Annotated in this window: 17 protein-coding genes and 1 tRNA gene; 7 read left to right on the top strand and 11 right to left on the bottom strand. The window is 47.7% G+C overall.

Annotated features, from left to right (window positions below; genetic code table 11):
- Window positions 1-764, top strand: a 764-nt coding sequence (locus ABJO30_00365; protein ID MEP3231260.1) for a calcium-binding protein, incomplete at its 5' end; no start/stop codon positions are given.
- Window positions 765-904: 140 nt separating this feature from the next.
- Here ABJO30_00365 and ABJO30_00360 read toward each other — a convergent pair.
- From ABJO30_00360 to ABJO30_00330, 7 genes are all read right to left on the bottom strand, one after another.
- Window positions 905-2,029 carry a site-specific integrase gene (locus ABJO30_00360; protein ID MEP3231259.1) on the bottom strand — a complete coding sequence of 375 codons (1,125 nt, stop codon included), beginning with the start codon at window positions 2,027-2,029 and terminating at the stop codon, window positions 905-907.
- A gap of 188 nt (window positions 2,030-2,217) precedes the next feature.
- Window positions 2,218-2,634 carry a helix-turn-helix domain-containing protein gene (locus ABJO30_00355; protein MEP3231258.1) on the bottom strand — a complete coding sequence of 139 codons (417 nt, stop codon included), beginning with the start codon at window positions 2,632-2,634 and terminating at the stop codon, window positions 2,218-2,220.
- Complete coding sequence (locus ABJO30_00350; protein MEP3231257.1) at window positions 2,627-2,842, bottom strand: AlpA family phage regulatory protein; 216 nt, start codon at window positions 2,840-2,842, stop codon at window positions 2,627-2,629. The genes ABJO30_00355 and ABJO30_00350 overlap by 8 nt, the downstream gene beginning before the upstream one ends.
- A 70-nt stretch (window positions 2,843-2,912) precedes the next feature.
- Complete coding sequence (locus ABJO30_00345) at window positions 2,913-3,680, bottom strand: hypothetical protein (protein MEP3231256.1); 768 nt, start codon at window positions 3,678-3,680, stop codon at window positions 2,913-2,915.
- 221 nt (window positions 3,681-3,901) lie between these two features.
- Window positions 3,902-5,086: an integrase arm-type DNA-binding domain-containing protein gene (locus tag ABJO30_00340; GenBank protein MEP3231255.1), complete on the bottom strand. Its 1,185-nt coding sequence runs from the start codon at window positions 5,084-5,086 to the stop codon at window positions 3,902-3,904.
- Between the two features lie 204 nt (window positions 5,087-5,290).
- A tRNA-Thr gene (locus ABJO30_00335) sits at window positions 5,291-5,366 on the bottom strand.
- 228 nt (window positions 5,367-5,594) lie between these two features.
- Entirely contained in the window at window positions 5,595-6,569 is a 975-nt protein-coding gene (locus ABJO30_00330) for a VacJ family lipoprotein (GenBank protein ID MEP3231254.1), read from the bottom strand.
- Between the two features lie 141 nt (window positions 6,570-6,710).
- Between ABJO30_00330 and ABJO30_00325 the strand changes: the two genes are divergently transcribed.
- The 4 genes from ABJO30_00325 to hpnH all read left to right on the top strand — a co-directional run bounded on the left by ABJO30_00325 (window position 6,711) and on the right by hpnH (window position 12,601).
- On the top strand, window positions 6,711-9,341 hold the full coding sequence (locus ABJO30_00325; GenBank protein ID MEP3231253.1) for an MMPL family transporter: 2,631 nt from the start codon (window positions 6,711-6,713) through the stop codon (window positions 9,339-9,341).
- A 172-nt stretch (window positions 9,342-9,513) separates the two neighbouring features.
- A complete protein-coding gene (locus tag ABJO30_00320) occupies window positions 9,514-10,137 on the top strand; it encodes an ABC transporter substrate-binding protein (GenBank protein ID MEP3231252.1) in 624 nt (207 codons plus the stop codon).
- Between the two features lie 249 nt (window positions 10,138-10,386).
- Complete coding sequence (gene ispH / locus ABJO30_00315; GenBank protein ID MEP3231251.1) at window positions 10,387-11,313, top strand: 4-hydroxy-3-methylbut-2-enyl diphosphate reductase; 927 nt, start codon at window positions 10,387-10,389, stop codon at window positions 11,311-11,313.
- A gap of 175 nt (window positions 11,314-11,488) precedes the next feature.
- A complete protein-coding gene (gene hpnH, locus ABJO30_00310; GenBank protein MEP3231250.1) occupies window positions 11,489-12,601 on the top strand; it encodes an adenosyl-hopene transferase HpnH in 1,113 nt (370 codons plus the stop codon).
- 57 nt (window positions 12,602-12,658) lie between these two features.
- On the opposite strand, the gene ABJO30_00305 is transcribed toward hpnH, so the two are convergent.
- On the bottom strand, window positions 12,659-13,093 hold the full coding sequence (locus ABJO30_00305) for an Rrf2 family transcriptional regulator (protein MEP3231249.1): 435 nt from the start codon (window positions 13,091-13,093) through the stop codon (window positions 12,659-12,661).
- Window positions 13,094-13,180: 87 nt separating this feature from the next.
- Here ABJO30_00305 and ABJO30_00300 point away from each other — a divergent pair, with 87 nt between their 5' ends.
- Both ABJO30_00300 and ABJO30_00295 read left to right on the top strand, forming a co-directional pair.
- Window positions 13,181-13,669 carry a group III truncated hemoglobin gene (locus tag ABJO30_00300; GenBank protein MEP3231248.1) on the top strand — a complete coding sequence of 163 codons (489 nt, stop codon included), beginning with the start codon at window positions 13,181-13,183 and terminating at the stop codon, window positions 13,667-13,669.
- Window positions 13,660-13,827, top strand: coding sequence for a hypothetical protein (locus ABJO30_00295; GenBank protein MEP3231247.1), 168 nt, complete (start codon window positions 13,660-13,662; stop codon window positions 13,825-13,827). Before ABJO30_00300 ends, ABJO30_00295 begins: the two co-directional genes overlap by 10 nt.
- A gap of 9 nt (window positions 13,828-13,836) precedes the next feature.
- Here the strand turns inward: ABJO30_00295 and ABJO30_00290 are convergent, their stop codons facing one another.
- Genes ABJO30_00290 through ABJO30_00280 form a run of 3 tightly spaced genes read right to left on the bottom strand, consistent with a single transcriptional unit; the run spans window position 13,837 to window position 16,729 of the window.
- The gene (locus tag ABJO30_00290; protein ID MEP3231246.1) at window positions 13,837-14,526 is read right to left on the bottom strand and encodes a hypothetical protein; all 690 of its coding nucleotides are present in this window, start codon (window positions 14,524-14,526) and stop codon (window positions 13,837-13,839) included.
- The gene (gene hpnE / locus ABJO30_00285; GenBank protein ID MEP3231245.1) at window positions 14,523-15,785 is read right to left on the bottom strand and encodes a hydroxysqualene dehydroxylase HpnE; all 1,263 of its coding nucleotides are present in this window, start codon (window positions 15,783-15,785) and stop codon (window positions 14,523-14,525) included. The genes ABJO30_00290 and hpnE overlap by 4 nt, the downstream gene beginning before the upstream one ends.
- On the bottom strand, window positions 15,782-16,729 hold the full coding sequence (locus ABJO30_00280; GenBank protein MEP3231244.1) for a squalene/phytoene synthase family protein: 948 nt from the start codon (window positions 16,727-16,729) through the stop codon (window positions 15,782-15,784). Before ABJO30_00280 ends, hpnE begins: the two co-directional genes overlap by 4 nt.

Below are 16,729 nucleotides of genomic sequence, written 5' to 3'. Positions count from 1 at the left end.
GTAATGATACGTTGAGCCATGAAGGCAGTGCGGTAGCCGTCATCGTCAATCTCTTCAACGGCGCCTCGCGCGGGGGTGATGCTGAAGGAGATATCATTTCAAACTTTGAAAACCTCACAGGCTCAAGCGGCAATGATATTTTGCGCGGTGATGAAGGTGTGAATGTTCTAACTGGCAACATCGGCAACGACCGTCTTGAAGGCCGCGAGGGTGAAGACACCCTCAATGGCGGAGAAGGAGCTGACCTCCTACTTGGCGGCACCGAAAATGACATTATCAATGGTGGCGACGGCAATGACCGTCTCAACGGCCAAGGTGGCGATGACATCTTAAATGGTGGCGACGGCACGGACCGCCTCGTGGGTGCGGCAGGCAATGACACGTTGATCGCCGGTGAAGGTGAGAACAACGTGCTTGACGGTGGCTCTGGTGCTGACATTCTCATTGGTAGCAGTGAGCGTGACATCATACGCGGACAATCAAGCCGTGACACGATTACCGGCGGGGGTGGCAATGATGCGCTGACGGGTGGCTTTGGCCCCGACACCTTCATCTTCAACGCCAATGATGGTGGCGATGTGATCAATGATTTTGAAGACAATTTCGACACGATTGATTTTTCATCATTAGGCACCGACTTTGCATCACTCACTCTCACCGTGATTGGCGGAGATGATACTCTCATCGACTACGGCTCCGGCACTATCCGACTGCGGGACTTCGACGTGATTGATCTAGATGCAGGTGACTTTGACTTTGTTTAGCGCGTTGAGGTAAAAGATGATTTGTCTGAGTATTCGGAAAGGAACCATTGTCGGCTGATTATTGGAATTTTTCGCTTAAGATCATATTGGTGATAATCAGATCATGAGCCGTTGTTAAACCTCTCATAAGGAACAAATCTTTAAACATTCCCCTTTTTATCAGAATTGGTCTGATTGGTAAGGTGTCGAAGGACTGCAGCGATGGTTTGAGCATCTGGATCGCTATCCGACCCTGTCGTGCTTTGCTTACCAACAACCTCCATGATTTCATGTTGCCGATGCCCTTCAACTCTCCCATAGCTGGTAAAGGTGGTCATGACCTTTTCATGACCTAGGTTCTGGCTCCACGCTTTGAATTCTTCTGGTGTATGACAGAGCTGTTGTCCTAGCCTCGCGAGTGTGTCACGGAAGGAATGGGGGTTGTAGTAGGGAAGGTTGGCAGTCTCAAACGCTTGCTTGAATATCTTGCGTATTGAGTTTGCATTTGACCAATGATTGCGGGTTAAGCCTGTGGCTGCGAATTGGTCGTTTTCATCTTGGCTAATTTGGGTAGATGGGAAGAGCGGATCGCCATCGCTATAGAGCTGTTCTATTTTGAGCGTATCAATCCAATCGCGGACAATCGCCTCGATGTCGTCACCAACGGGAAAGAATGAGCTGTTGTGTGTTTTTCTGAACTTCGTGCGCACGGTGTTGGCATCTTGGAAGATACGGCGCTTCTCCAAATTCACATGCCCAACGTTAAGAGACGCGATGGCATCATCTCGCATACCTGAAAGAAGCGTAAAGGCGATAAGAGCGTGGTCCCGTTTCTGGATGATGGTCTCATTAGGTATAGAAGAAAGCACGTGGCGGATTTGTTCGATGGAAGGAACGGGCTTTTCACGAGTTGCCAATGCAATGCGGGTATCGTTTGCGGGTTGGTTGAAATACTCGCAGTCAGAATATGAGATTCTAGATTTGTATCCTGCTTGCCCAGCCAGCCAATGAAAGAACGCTTTGACATCATTCAACCGTGTTCGAATTGTCGCCTTAGCAAGCGGCTTGCCTGTCTTGGAGTTATCCGCTTCGTTTAGTTCCCGTTTGAACTTCTTTGCTTGCTCTATATGAAAGCCTGCAAAGTCCCGTTTGTTGGTTGATTGTTCAAAGGCTGCGATGGCAGTTGCAGCATTGTCGATACTCTTCTCAGACAAGCGTTTTGCTTCCCTAAGATAGATGTAATATTTGCGCTTAATACGCTCGTTTTTAGTGTTGTGCTTCGTCATGGTTTTTTGCCCCCTTTCAAAGTGAACATTCAGGCTGGGTAATCAGCACTCTATTAGGGGTGAACCTGCTTTCCTAAATGTGCACACTGTTTTTGGCACACCCCCGCTATTTCTCGGGATATCTCAAATGCTGGATAAGCGCGGGTCTGGCTTGTCAAATGCGTCAAAGATTGAATGCCCCCCAAGAGCTAATCAGGGGATCTAATATCAAGGTTCACCAAGCCTCTCAAAACGGAGATATGCTTCAAAGAAACCTGCTTGTGCATCACTGTTGTGCATTCCTCACAAAGCGCCCGTAGCCTGCCAGAATGAGCTTTGTCTGGCATGAACTCAGCTTCGTTATAAGCTGGCCTGCGAGGCTTGCTGCATTTCAGGCAATAGCATTCATCAAGCTTACATGTTTGTTTCTTTGGCGCTTGGTCTTGCAAGAAGCTGATAAGGTCCGGGCCAAGGATCAACAATGGGCGTTGATCATCCAGAACCTTAAGCCCGTTCTTGATCCATCGCCTCACAGTGCCCTTGTGAACACTAAGCAAGCGAGCCACTTCATCAACCGTATAGCTATGATGCTTTTTGACCTTGCGCCAATTGAGACGCTTAGCCATCGCGCTTTACCCCGTTCTCGATAAGGTCGCGGATATCATCAACGCGCCATACGGTAACGCGCTCGCCAAGCTTTAAGGGTTTGGGGAAGCGGCCATCTTTCACGCCCTGCCACCATGTGGAGCGACTAACGGGAATAGGCCCATTTGGTGCGATGATATCTTTGACTCTGAGAAAGCCGGAAGTCTGTTGTGTAGGTTGGTCTGACATTGCTTCACCTTGTGTTGTTGAACATGAGGTGAAGTTATGTTGTTCAAATTAGAATTTCCGCGAAACCCGTTTAGCCCCTAACGGAATTCGGTTTGTTTATACGTAACTTTGTTTTTCTTGGAACCAAGTCTAAGGCATTCATGACGTGCTCGCGTGTAGTCTCAATACTAATAGACAAACCGAGTGACTTCACATCTTCCGTTAACTCTCTAATTTGATCATGGCGTTTGTTGTCCAAGTCTAGGCCATAACCATGTATTATTGCGCCTGCCAAGAGTTTCAATTGAGTTTCCGTCTTCTTAGTTGTGGCAAACTTTGGCTCATCATTCATTGAAGTTTCTGCATTGGGTAGTTGAATGATGTTGTTGTTGTCTTTGGGGCAGCTATCTAAAGCAGCATATCTTGTTGCTTTGGTTTTAAGGGGTTTTGGTACATCCAAATCTTTTAAAATAGCCCAATTGATTAAATCCGTTGGCGTCGCATATTCATCTAGGCGCTTCATTTTTTGAGCGCGTTCTAACAAGCGGTATATCTCTGCGAATTGCCTACCCGTGTTACACGGCTCTGTCTGGTTCAAAACTTTGTCGATGTTGACGGCTTCCGGCTTCCGTTCGATTAGCAAAGCTGCGAATTCGTCAATGGTCAAAAAATCATGTTTGCACCAAAAGTCGTACTCATCCGAATTTAATATAGCAGAAGGTAAGTTGAAACGATGGCGCTGCTCATTTTCAGCAAGTTGCCCAGCTATCAAGAAACAATGATAATGTTCAAGCTGCTTGGGCGTGTAATCGTTTAATTCTTGGATGAAATAAACAGCGGCTACAATATCAGGGGGCACGGACAATTCCGTTGATGGTTTTCCCTTCAATGGGAAGAGGAAGTTTTTGATATTCGCAAACTGTTTTTCCGTTAGAGTTGGATATTTTAGTTTAGCGATTTGCTTGATGCTTTGTTGATTTTTCAGGATTTAAGTCCTTTACGTCTTGGGAGACGCCTAAAATATCGGACCTTGTTGGACAGGAAAATACAAACCAAGCTAAAAAGTAGTCTTATCCCGCGCTAATTGAACATTTCCCCGATATTTTGACTCCACCATTCACACATCTTTACCCGTTCATCCCAATAAGCAGCGCGATGATAGGCTTTGCGGACCTCATCAGTGCCTGCATGGGCCAATTCTGCTTCAATAGCATCAGGGTTCCATTTGCTGCTTTCATTCAAGAGTGATGATGCAGACGCTCTAAAACCGTGGGCGGTTACTTGGGTTTTATCGTATCCCATGCGGCGAAGCGCTTGGTTTAGGGTATTTTCGCTCATGGGGCGGCGTGGGCTTTGGTAAGAGGGGAAAACGAGGTCGCGATGGCCCGTTATCTGGTAAAGGTCGCGCAACACGTCTACAGCCGCTTCTGAAAGGGGTTTCTTGTGCGGGCGGCGCATCTTCATGCGAGCGGCGGGAATGCTCCACATTTTGGCCTCTAAGTCGAATTCTTTCCATTCAGCTTGGCGAAGTTCACCGGGGCGAGGGTATAGGTAAGCCATGAGCTTCAACCCCGCGATGGTTTCGGGCATTCCTTCGTATTGCCAGATTGATTTTAACAGGCCTGCAAAGTCGCCTCGTTCAGTGAACGCGGCGCGATGGGATACGGTCGGCGTTATTAAAGCGCCTTTCAGCCCAAAGGTAGGGTCGTTATCTACCCGTGCTGTTGCAATTGCATAGCGGAAAACTTGGCCTATTGTTGCGCGCAAACGGCGGGCGGTCTCATAATGCCCTTTCGCTTCGATAACTTTTAAAGGGATTAGAACATCAGTTGCAGAGATTTCATCAATAGGGCGATGGGCGAGCTGGCTTTCACAAAGACTTAGTATCCATCGCTTCTTATTGAGTGTGACATCCGCGATGCCCTCTTTGCGCGATTTTTCCAGATACTCTTCTGCGATTACCCCAAAAGTGTTTTGAGCATTAAGCCGTGTAAGAGCTTTCTCTTGTCTTACTTGCTCGGATGGGTCAATCCCAAGTGCGATTGCCTCTTTTGCTTGATCGCGCTTCTTTCGTGCTTGGGCAAGGGTTACGGCGGGATAGATGCCAAAAGACAGCGTCTTTTGTTTTCCATTAAAGCGATAGGCCATTTTCCAAAGTTTTGCGCCTTGCGCACTAAGTAAGATATGCAGACCACCGCTATCGCTATGTTTCGTTGGTTTTCCTGTGCTCTTGAGGTTTCGAATAGCGGTATCTGTCAATGGCATGATCGTTCCTAGTGATGATTTGTTGGTCTTTTAATCAACTTTAGGGGCGCAAAATTGAAAAGACCAACAAATAAACCAACAAAAACCAACGGATGCCATCAAGCCTAATTGGACTATAAAAGACGATAAATGCTATATTGTTGAACAAAAACAGAATGTTATCGGACTTGATGAGCTAGTATAACGATCAATAAAATGGTGAAATGGTGCCCCCACACGGACTCGAACCGCGGACCTATTGATTACAAATCAATTGCTCTACCAGCTGAGCTATAGGGGCACTGCTTTCAGCGCTAGACTTACGTTTCGCCTACGCCGAAAATGACTTGATGACTTTTTAATCGCTAACTCATTCAAGTCAAATGAGTTTTTGATTTTCGACCCGCTACTTACAAATCAATTGCTCTACCAGCTGAGCTATAGGGGCATTTGAACACGCTGATACAGTGGTTCAAATTAGATTTCAAGCAAAATTTTTGGAATTTCCCGCTTAATTTTCAAAGGGGTATTATTGACCCGCACTTTGGATTTCAGGGAGTGGTGCTTCCATGCCTTCTGCACCGATAACATTACCCGATGCCAACGAACGGCGACGCTGTATATAAGTAGAGCGAAGTGTCACATAAGGGTCAGGTGAGGCAAAGATAACATCGTCTAACAATTCGCCGTTTCTTTGACGCTGATCAACAATGTTTGTGCCGTTAGCAATTGCGCCACCATAACTGAAATCAGTAAAGATGCCGATATAAGTGGTTGGAGACAAAGCGATGTCGCCAATGCGTCCGAAGGTGTCACGCACAGTGCTTGGTCCAAGCAATGGGTTCACTACATAGCTTCCTTCACCAACACCCCATTCAGCCAATGTAAGGCCGAAATCTGTCGGGTTGTATGATGTGCCTAGGTGGTCTGCTACATCGAATGCACCACCAAGTCCAAGGGTTGAATTAATGACAAAGCGCTTCAGCGTTGTTCCTGCTTCGCTGCCATTGCCTTGCAAAGTGTAATTGATCAAATCACCAGGCGTTTCAAGATGTCGAAGGCCATTGCGGGCTACCAAACGAATTGGACCTGGAACAAGTGCACCGTAGACCTTTGAAATTGGACGAACGATCACGAGATCAAGGCCGCGGTTAAATCCGAAGAAGAAACGGTTCAAGCCTTCGTGCTTATCGTTGATGACAAGTTCATCTTCCGTCTGCGCAACATCACTAGCCGATGCTTCTGTGGTTTGACCGTAAGAAGAATGGGATGATGTTGTGTAAGAGGCGTCAATCGAATTCGCGGGCGTGGTTGGGTTTGCTCTCGGGTTAGCGAGAGGAGAGGCTGCAACCTGCGTTTTAACATCCGGCTGAATAAGCAGCGCACTGTTATTTTGATGAACAGAAGAACAGCCAGCAAGCAATAAACCTACAGATAGAAAGAACCCGTTCTTAAGAGCAGAAGAGGCGGTAGGTTTTTGAGCTGAAAGCATAAATAAGTCCATCGCGAATTTCGTGTTGGGAATCAATACCAAACAATTGGTCTTTTCCCAATAACGTCTGGGCAAAAAAATGTTTAAAGCTGTGATTAATCGGCAACAATGCTAAAGAGATTGCACTCGATTTGATGAATGAGCCAAAATTGCATGTTTTCAACCTTTGATGTCCTGATTTCTCAGCTGGTGCACTTAGCATCACGTAAGGCGAAAACCTGCCTGCTGATCTACCTCATGTTGATTGGGTTGAGTATCTTTGCTGCGGTTAGCTTTCTTGGTGTTAATACCGACAGCAGCAAGATGCTTTCATCGGCCCTTGATTTCCAGCAAAAGACACATGCCTTTAATAAGAATTTCCCAAGCATCAAAAACAGTTTGGTGATTGTCATTCGATCTGAAGTGCCTGATGCCGCTGATGAGGCGGCTTTGAAAATTGTGGAAGCACTTAAAGATAGCGCCAACCTGACAAATGTTTTCTCGCCGGCAGCGTCCTCGTTTTTTAAACAAAATGGTCTGCTTTATAAAGACGAGGAAACGTTAGAATCTGAGCTAGATCAGCTTAATAAGTCGGCGTCCTTGTTGGCGAGCCTTCGGGAAACTCCCACGTTTGATAACTTCTTTCATTCGCTTTTTACCGCAGAAGAATTAGCCGAACAGGCAGATTTTGATCGTGCGTTTTTGGATGATTTTTATATTGACGTTGCAAAGACCATTGAAGCACGGCAAAGCGGCAACGCGCTTCCGCTTTCATGGGCGAAAGCGTCTGGTACAGACAATAGTTCAACTGATGTTGAGGGTGGTGCGAAACAAGCAGGGGGAGGCGAGGTTCAGCGGCTTCTTTATGCAACGCCGGTGTTTGACTTCACGGCCATCCAGCCTGCAAAAGCAGCAATTGCCGCGCTACATAAAGCGATCGATGAGCTTGATGAGGACATTAAAGCCCTGACGACGATAGGCGTGACGGGTGATCCTGCTTTGCGCTTTGAAGAGCTTAAAAGCGTGTCAAATGGGATTGCCTTATCGCTTGGTCTTTCATTCTTGCTGGTCGCGGTTCTTTTGTGGGTTGCATTCCGCTCTACGAGAGGTGTTGCTTTGACTTTCGTCGCGCTGATCTCTGCTCTTATATTGACCACCGGTTTTGCGGCCGCCTTCTTTGGTGATCTCAATCTCGTCTCTGTCGCTTTTATTGTCTTGCTGGTTGGGCTTGGTCTGGATTTCACCATTCATGCGCTTGCGCATTTAGGCGATGAAAATCAGGAAACCACCGTTGATACGCTAACAGCGATGGGGCGCGGGATAGGCGGTGCGCTTCTTTTAAGCGCGTTGACCACTGCGCTTGCTTTCTTGTCTTTTGCTCCAACGGATTTTGTCGGTATGGCGCAGTTGGGCATTTTGGGTGCTGTGGGTGTGTTGGTCGCTTTCACTGTATCAGTAACGATGGTGCCAGCATTAATTGTTGCGTTTCCTTGGTTCGAGCGCTTTGCAACAAAAACGAATGGCGCGGACAAAGCGTCAGCTTCTGGCTTTGCTCATCTTGTTCAGGCAGGAAGACCCGTGCTTGCCACCGTGTTGGTGTTGTTAACGGTCGCCGCCTTATTTGTGATTTCTGACGTTCGCTTTGATGCTGACCCAGTGGCTTTGCGTGATCCTGACAGTCCGTCCATGAAAACGTTGGGGCTATTGCATGAAAGAGTGGAAACGGCGCCTTATCGTTTGAGCTTGATGCGTTCGAGTTTGGAAGAAGCTGATAAAGCAGCGCAGGCAGTGGAGGCGCTCGATACCGTTCATTCAGCTCGCACGCTGAGTAGCCTTGTGCCGGAAAACCAAGATGAAAAGTTTGAAATTCTCGATCTGTCCTTTGCAACATTAGATACGATTGCGACGGGCGAGGGGTTGGAAAATGCTAGTTTGCCAGAAGGAAAAACCCCGCTTGTTGCTTTAAGCGAGCGATTGGCGAAACAGGTAGAGCGTCCGGCGGCGATTGCGTTTTCATCTGTGCTGGCAAAACTCAGTAGCGAAACAACGGGCATGCAAAAGCAGGTTGAAGGCGATATCTTCCGCTTCTTTCCAGCGCTCATCAAAGCAATCGAAGCCCAGCTGCTTGTGGACTTCGTGACGCTTGAAAATGTGCCTGACTTCTTCAAGCAACGTTTTATCGGCGCAGATCAGCAGTGGCGCGTTGACATTGTACCAAACGGTGACGTGCGCGATGGCAAGGCTTTGGATGCGTTCGTCCAATCTGTAGAGCAGTTTGATGAAACCGCGGCGGGTGCGCCTTTACAAATTGCCAATGCGGGCAAAACGGTATCAAAAGCGATGGCTCTTGCGGTCGGTTTGGCTGCAATTAGTATTTTGATCGTGTCTTTCATTGTGCTGCGGCAAGCGTCCACCGTTCTTGCTATTATCGTGCCTTTGATCATGGCTGGGCTGTTAACAGGAGCTGCAAGCGTCATCTTTGCGATCCCGTTTAACTACGCAAATGTAATCGTTTTACCGCTTTTAATAGGGCTTGGCGTTGATAGTGGTATTCACATTGCTACCCGCAGAGAGCGCTCACAAGATAGTGCAGGACTTTATCAATCCAGCACGCCATGGGCTGTGTTGTTTAGCGGACTTACAACCATTGCCGCGTTTGCAACTCTTGGTGTTTCTGATCATCGAGGGACTGCGAGTATGGGGCAAATGTTGGCCATTGCAATTTTCTGCACCTTAATGTCAACGATCGTGATCACGCCGTTAATCATTGATATTATTGAGAAATTTAAGAAAAAAAATATCTGAAGCCTTAGGGTGCCTTGTGCAAATAATGAGCATGGCTTATTTAATACACATCAGATTCAAGCTTCTTTGCAAACTTTCATAAATGGTTGGTTTTAAAGAAAATTGATGGTCGGCCATTTTTCGGGCATCTTTCGATGTCATTTGGCTGTTAACGCAACAAGGGATTTTTTTAATGCTATCTACCGCCACCAAACAAGCCTCAGGCTTCTCATCAACAAAACGGCTTTTTTGGACTTATAGTCTTGCTCTTTTTACAATCATTTTCGCATTAGCGCCTCTTCATCCGGCCCTTGCGCAATCGGGCGCTGAGAAGGCTGCGATTAGGCAGGTGGATGCTTTGTTGAAATCGGCGCATAGATCATCAGGCAGTTTAGGTGGCCTCCGCTCTGTGGTTTCTAGACATTTTGCTATTGGAACATGGACAAATGCTACGCTTGGCAAGGCAGGTAAAAAAGTTACGTCAGGCCAACGCTCACAAGTGCGCAAACTATTGCCGAGCTACATTGCTAAGCAGTATTTCAAACAGTTCAGCGGCAGTGGGTCGAAAGCAGGATCAGTTGTGAAAGCACGCACTGTTCGTCGCGACGTTTTGGTAACCTCAAAAATTCCAAGCCGTAGCCGCACTTTCACCGTTGTATGGCGCATGCGCGTTATTGGCGGTAAATATCGTGTGATCGATTATACCACTGGTGGCGTGTCTGCTGTTATCCTACGTCGCTCAGAATTTGGCGGTATAATTAAGAAATCCGGTGGTGATGGCCTTGTTAGGTTCCTGAAAAAGTTCATCGCCTCTTAGTAACTATCCCAGTTGTAACGAAGATCACAAAACATTGTATTTGGGTCTAGCACTGGACAAAGTAACTCTGCTTTGTCCAGTATCGTGCTGGTGGGCATTAAGCATGCCATTTAATTATAATTGGAGGAAAGTTCCTTTTTCCTTCTGCATTTAAGTAGTTTGCGGGAGCTACTTTATAACGAGATGGAGGCGGGCTTGGCTGGTGACCACGCTGCTGCATTTTTAAAAAATGGAATAGAAGCCGCTGAACTGACAGTTTTTTTGGCTAACCCGAGAGGGTTTTGTGCAGGCGTTGAACGCGCGATTACGATTGTCGAACGTGCGTTGATCAAGTTTGGATCGCCCGTCTATGTCCGCCATGAAATCGTGCATAACAAACGCGTGGTCGATGAACTACGGAATAAAGGTGCAGTTTTCGTTGACGAACTCGATGCAGTTCCGACAGGCGCTGTAACAATCTTCAGCGCACATGGCGTTTCTCGTTTGGTCGAAGATGATGCTCAAAATCGAACGTTAAAAGTTATTGATGCGACTTGCCCATTGGTCTCAAAAGTCCACATCGAAGGCCGTCGTTATGCCGAGCAAGGGTATGAGATCGTTTTTATAGGCCACTTAGGCCATGCTGAGGTTGAGGGGACGGTTGGACAAATTCCCAAACCTGTTCATGTGATTGCGAATGAACAAGAGGCGAGAGATCTCATCATTCAAAACCCTGACAAAGTTGCCTTCATCACTCAAACAACACTCAGCGTTCAAGACACACAAAGCATCATTGCTGTTCTGCGTGGGCGCTTTCCCGCGATTGTTGGCCCAGATACGAAAGACATTTGTTACGCAACGCAAAATCGGCAAACCGCTGTTCGAGATATGTTGGGCGAGATTGATCTTTTATTGGTTGTGGGTGCGCACAACAGTTCTAATTCTAATCGGTTGCGAGAAATTGGCACTGAACAGGGCATAGAAAGCCATTTATTGGAGACCGCTGATGCATTCGATCCGGCGTGGTTGAATGGTGTGAAGCGTATTGGATTGACGGCTGGAGCCTCGGCGCCTGATTCGATTGTCCAAGAAACGTTGACGCGTCTTTCGCAACTTCGACAAACCAAAATCATCATTCGTGACGGCGTAAAAGAGGATATGCAGTTCAAGCTTCCTGCGGAGGTTGCACGGATTTAGCAAATAAGAATTGGAGCACAAGGCAACTTGTTACGGCAATCACACTTGTTTTTGCTGTAAATGTGACCAATTTGACATCAAAATAACTGGACTGATTTGGATTTTGCCAGTAGGTCTAACAACGATTTAGCGTGCTGTGTCCTCCCATACAGCACCAACAGTGAAGGATACTGTCTTGAGTGTACCTCTATTTCAGCAAGCCAAAGTCGGCGCTTATGTGATGAAGCAAAAGATGAAGGGCAATAAGCATTACCCTTTGGTGTTGATGCTTGAACCTCTTTTTCAGTGTAACTTGGCATGTGCTGGTTGCGGTAAAATCGATTACCCAAAACCAATCATGAAACAACGCTTGAGCGTTGAAGAGTGTCTTGAAGCCGTTGATGAATGTGGCGCACCGATTGTCGCTCTTCCAGGTGGCGAACCGCTGATCCATAATGGTATTGTAGATATTGTAAACGGTATCGTAGCGCGCAAAAAATTCGTGTCGCTTTGCACAAACGCAATTTTGCTTGAGAAGAAACTCGACCTCTTCACACCTTCAAAATATCTCTTCTTCTCTGTTCACTTGGACGGCATGAAAGATCACCACGACAAATCAGTTTGTCGTGCGGGTATCTTTGATAAAGCGGTAAGCGCGATCAAAGCGGCCAAAGCAAAAGGCTTCCAAGTCAACACAAACTGTACTGTGTTTGATGGTCACCCTGTTGACGATTTGGTTGAATTCTTCGATTTCTGTCGTGACCTCGATGTTGGCGTTACGGTGTCTCCGGGCTTTGCTTATGAGCGTGCACCTGATCAAGACAACTTCTTGAACCGTAAGAAAACCAAAGATTTCTTCCGTGAAGTATTCAAACGCGGTAAGGGCCGCAACTGGACCCTTTCACACTCAACTTTATATCTCGATTTCCTTGCTGGTAATCAGCAATATCAGTGTTCTCCTTGGGGCATGCCAACACGTAATGTGTTTGGCTGGCAGAAGCCTTGCTATCTCTTGGGTGAAGGTTATACCGACAGCTATAAAGAGCTGATGGAAGAAACTGATTGGGATGCATACGGCACAGGCCGCTACGAGAAATGTGCTGACTGTATGGCGCATTGTGGCTATGAGCCGACAGCAGCGGTAGATGCAACAAACAATCCGCTAAAAGCTATGATGCTTGGCATCAAAGGGCCAAAACTTGATGGCCCAATGGCGCCAGAGATCAACATGGATGCGGCACGCCCTGCGCATGATATTTATGATGAGTTGGTCCAAGAGCAACTTGATAAATTGGACGCGGCTGAATAGTCCGTTTCAATTTTACGAATTTAAGAGCCTCGATTTTTGATCGGGGCTTTTTTATGCCTATTCGCTTTGAAGTGGCGTGGTGAGAAGATCGGCAGGATTAAAGGCAATCGTTTTTAAGCTTTGATTGTCCAAAACATCCAAGAATGCTTGTTGTGCATTGACCATCACGCCGCGCAATTTGCAGGCAGGCGTCAAGACGCAGGCAGCCGCTGGTTCTTGCATGCAGCCAACGATAGCAAAGTCATTCTCGATTAATCGGACGACGTCACCAAGCGAAATATCTTCTGCTTTTTGGCCAAGGCTAACACCGCCGCTGCGTCCACGATGGGAGGTGACGAAGCCAGCTTTTGCAAGCTTGGAGACAATCTTCATGACATGAGATTTCACCAACTGGAGTCGTTTGGCAATCTCGTCAACGGTGATTGGTTCTGCTTGGTTCTCAAGTAACATCAAGATCCGAAACGCAAAATCGCTGGCTTGGCTTAATCGCATGATATCCTCAATAGATACATCTAATATGTTGTTTTTAGCATAAAGTGATGCTATATAAAAGATACAAATTAAATGAATGTATAAGTCATGACAAGAAACGAACCACAGATGAAGCCGGAACTTGCTATGGGCGAGGGTGTAACTGAGCATAAAATCAGCCTGATGGTTGACCAGTTTTATGAGCGCGTTTTTGCTGATGACAAGCTTGGCCCGATCTTCAAACAGCACATCTCAGGTGATCACCATGAGCACCTTGAGACGATGAAGCGATTTTGGCGCTCTGTTCTGCTTAAAACTCGCGAATATGACGGGAAGCCTGTGCCAGCGCATCAAAAGATTGATGGTGTTGAAATTCATCACTTTCAAACGTGGCTCGGCCTGTTTGCTGAAACCGTTGGTGACCTATTCACGGATGTAGAGGCTGCAGACATTCTAACAAGGGCAGAGCGGATTGCGACGAGCTTGTGGCTTGCTCGAAATCTAGACCCCTTTCAAAATCCGCCTGTGTGGGGCAGGGCGGATGCTTTCAATCAAGCTAAATCGAATGTGCAAGAAGGAGACATCCAATGTGGATAGTTAAAGCAATTGCGGCTCTTTTTCTCCTGCCTGGAACAGTGGTCATAAACATGATCGGCATCACGGTTGAAGAAGACGGCGGTATTCTGCGATCTTTTATCAATATGTGCTTTTGGGGTGTGATCGTTACATGGATCGCGCTGAGCTTATTTCTCTAGCTGTACCCCTCAGGTAAGCTTGGGTAACTCACGACAAGCAGCAGATTGCAAAGCTGCTAATGCTGTATCGGTATTCCCTTTGAGCTTTAGCAATGCACCCAATCGAAATGGGTTCTTCAAAAGCGCAAGCAGAATTGGCTTGAGGTTCGGCGTGCCGTCTTCATTCACGCCATTTGCTACAAATTCCGGCAAGTGATCACCGACAGCATCTGAGACTGAGCGCAATACGAAGAACGGGATACCTCCCTCTTTCGCAGCGCGTGCAACACCGTGGCTTTCCATGTCAGCGATGGCGGCGCGTGTTAGCTGGTGCAATCTGGCTTTGTCGGTTGGATTAAACACAATTTCATCCACACCACACACGCTCATTTGCAAAGGCTTTGCACCGCCTAAAGATAGGCCATCGACCTTCTTGGTCGCAGGTCTTTTGCCGTAACTCTCATCAAGGGTGGTGACGACATGGTTTGAAAAAACCACATCCCCAACCCGCAACTTAGGGGTGAGACCGCCTGCAATGCCAAATGATAAAAGCTTGCTGCACCCTTGCTGAACAAGATGATCAGCAGCTTGCCGTCCGCGCTGGGCAGAAGAGCCGGACGCAATGATTTTGAAGGCTTCCCGATCAAGACCAACGTGATCAATAGCCTGCCAAAAACAATCCACCTCAGCTTGAAAACCGCAGACAATACCAACCGTCATGAAAGAACCGCCTTTGCAGCCATTTCGCCAGAGCGGATTGAGCCTTCAATGGTTGCAGGCACACCAGTGTCTGTCCAATCGCCTGCTAGGACGAGATTAGAAAACTGTGTTTGTGCAGCAGGGCGCTTTGCAACGCTTTCAGGGGATTGATCAAAGGTCGCGCGGCGCTCACGGATCAAGCGGCCAGCGTCATAGGTTGTGCCAGTGGGTAAATCTAAGGCGGCAACCACTTCGTCCCATAATTGGGGGAGAAGGTCATCTTCAGAGATACGGTCTAACCCCAACGCATCTGCCGCACTGATTGTTAGGCTGATGATATTGCCACGAACGAAGATCCAATGAGTTTTGGCATTTACAAGTCCCAAGAGTGGCGGCAACTTATCCGCACTCCACGTGTCCGCCATTTTGAAATGGGCGTTGACGATGGCGGTATCACCATCAGGTATAGAACTATCCGACAATATCCGCGCTGCTTGTGCACGGGGAACGGCGAGCACGACGGTGTCTTGTGTGCCAAGGTTGATAACTTCATCGCCAAGGTGAACGCGCGTTACTTTGCCATTGGCCATTTCCATCTCTTTCAACGGTGTGTTGAATTGTGGTTTGATGCCTTTGGTTTCAAGGAAGGCGAGGGCTGGATCAACAAAGGTTTCGCTCAATCCACGCTTGGCAATCATCGGCTTGCAATAGGTGCCACCCTTGGCGAATGTCTCGGCAAACACCGACCACATCAGTTTTGCGCTGGCACGATCAGGCGTTGTGTTTAAAACTGCCCATGTCATCGGCTCCCAAAAGCGTTCGAATAGTTTGCCTGTTTTGCCCGTTAAGCTCTCGATGGTTGCTTGAGCCCCCGCAAAAGGAAACTTCAACGCACTGGCAAATTCTGACAAGCGAACACCTGGAATGGAGCGCGATTTTTTAAGCACCCACCACGGGATCAAGCCTTTGTCCAAGGTGACAGACCAGCGCTCGTTGCTCGCATGGTCATAAAATGGAAAGGTTGCCGCATCCGCAATCTCAAGCTCGTGTCGGGCGTTGAGCAAATCGAGATAAGAAAGAGCACTTTTGTTGCCTGATAGGAGAAGGTGGTTGCCATTATCAATTAAGCAATCAAGCTTCGCATCATGGAACGAACGACAACGTCCACCAGCAGCCTTTGCACCGTCGTAAAGCTTCACATCGCGCCCAGCATCGGCAAGTCGCACAGCCGCACTTAGGCCCGCAACACCAAGCCCAACAATATGAACTGTGCCACTCATGAAGCGGTGATCTTTGATAAAGCAGGGGCTGGTAAAGGCTCAGCAGGCAATGGACGCTTCGGGAAGAAAAAGGCATAGCGAAGGCCATGCCCCAGCTTTTGCCATTTAGAGAGTTTGTGGATCGCGGGATCACGCACGAAATCCGCGGCCTCCATACGGTCGAGATAGGTTTCATAAACACCCATCATCATCAACGCAGACCGTGTTGGCTCACCCTCAAGCTCATCCAACGCGCGGCGTGCCTCAATGAAACGAGCGCGGGCAATTTTCCCAATTTCACGACAGACATCGCGAAGGTTGTCATGGCCTGCAACATCATGTGGTGTGGTTGTTGTAATGCCATGCTTCTGCAGTAGCTCTGCTGGCAGGTAAAGCCGATCAATATCGGCATCCTCTTCCACATCACGCAATATATTGGTGAGCTGAAGCGCGTCAGCAAGGTTCAGCGCAAATCGGTCGCGCGGTTCGCCTGCGGACACGCCAAAAATGCGGATCGACATCATGCCAACAGTGCCAGCAACACGGCGTGTGTAATCAAGCAAACCCTCAAGCGATGGACCTTGCACGGGACCGTTCACATCGGTTTCCATGCCTTCAATCATCAAGACCAATTCTTGTTTTGGAATTTGAAATGTGCGGATAGGCTCTAACAAGGCTTTGCCGATCAGCGAGCGTGGTGCTCCGTCATAAAGAGCCGCCACCTCATCGCGCCAATCTTTCAAAAGCTGGCGCTTCTCATCCAAATCGCCTTCTTCATCGGCAATATCATCGACCACACGGCTAAAGGCATAAACGGCGAAGATTGCCTCACGACGCGGTTTTGACATCGCTTTCATACCGAGCGTGAACGACGACTTTGATTTTGTCATCAAATGCTCTGCATAATCTTTCGGATCAGAAAAATTCGCATGGGTTTCAATGGGGCCGAGGTGAGCAAGGGACAT

The sequence above is a fragment of the Hyphomicrobiales bacterium genome, assembly GCA_039973685.1.
GTDB lineage: Bacteria > Pseudomonadota > Alphaproteobacteria > Rhizobiales > JACESI01 > JACESI01.
The sequence above is the reverse complement of the archived record's forward strand: the minus strand, read 5'-3'. Positions and strand labels throughout refer to the sequence as shown.

Excerpts from the sequence above, each read along its gene's own strand:
- ABJO30_00360 (MEP3231259.1), bottom strand. The coding sequence starts at position 2,029 with ATGACGAAGCACAACACTAAAAACGAGCGTATTAAGCGCAAATATTAC.
- ABJO30_00355 (MEP3231258.1), bottom strand. The coding sequence starts at position 2,634 with ATGGCTAAGCGTCTCAATTGGCGCAAGGTCAAAAAGCATCATAGCTAT.
- ABJO30_00350 (MEP3231257.1), bottom strand. The coding sequence starts at position 2,842 with ATGTCAGACCAACCTACACAACAGACTTCCGGCTTTCTCAGAGTCAAA.
- ABJO30_00340 (MEP3231255.1), bottom strand. The coding sequence starts at position 5,086 with ATGCCATTGACAGATACCGCTATTCGAAACCTCAAGAGCACAGGAAAA.
- ABJO30_00330 (MEP3231254.1), bottom strand. The coding sequence starts at position 6,569 with ATGGACTTATTTATGCTTTCAGCTCAAAAACCTACCGCCTCTTCTGCT.
- ABJO30_00325 (MEP3231253.1), top strand. The coding sequence starts at position 6,711 with ATGTTTTCAACCTTTGATGTCCTGATTTCTCAGCTGGTGCACTTAGCA.
- ABJO30_00320 (MEP3231252.1), top strand. The coding sequence starts at position 9,514 with ATGCTATCTACCGCCACCAAACAAGCCTCAGGCTTCTCATCAACAAAA.
- ABJO30_00305 (MEP3231249.1), bottom strand. The coding sequence starts at position 13,093 with ATGCGATTAAGCCAAGCCAGCGATTTTGCGTTTCGGATCTTGATGTTA.
- ABJO30_00300 (MEP3231248.1), top strand. The coding sequence starts at position 13,181 with ATGACAAGAAACGAACCACAGATGAAGCCGGAACTTGCTATGGGCGAG.
- ABJO30_00295 (MEP3231247.1), top strand. The coding sequence starts at position 13,660 with ATGTGGATAGTTAAAGCAATTGCGGCTCTTTTTCTCCTGCCTGGAACA.
- ABJO30_00290 (MEP3231246.1), bottom strand. The coding sequence starts at position 14,526 with ATGACGGTTGGTATTGTCTGCGGTTTTCAAGCTGAGGTGGATTGTTTT.
- hpnE (MEP3231245.1), bottom strand. The coding sequence starts at position 15,785 with ATGAGTGGCACAGTTCATATTGTTGGGCTTGGTGTTGCGGGCCTAAGT.
- ABJO30_00280 (MEP3231244.1), bottom strand. The coding sequence starts at position 16,729 with ATGTCCCTTGCTCACCTCGGCCCCATTGAAACCCATGCGAATTTTTCT.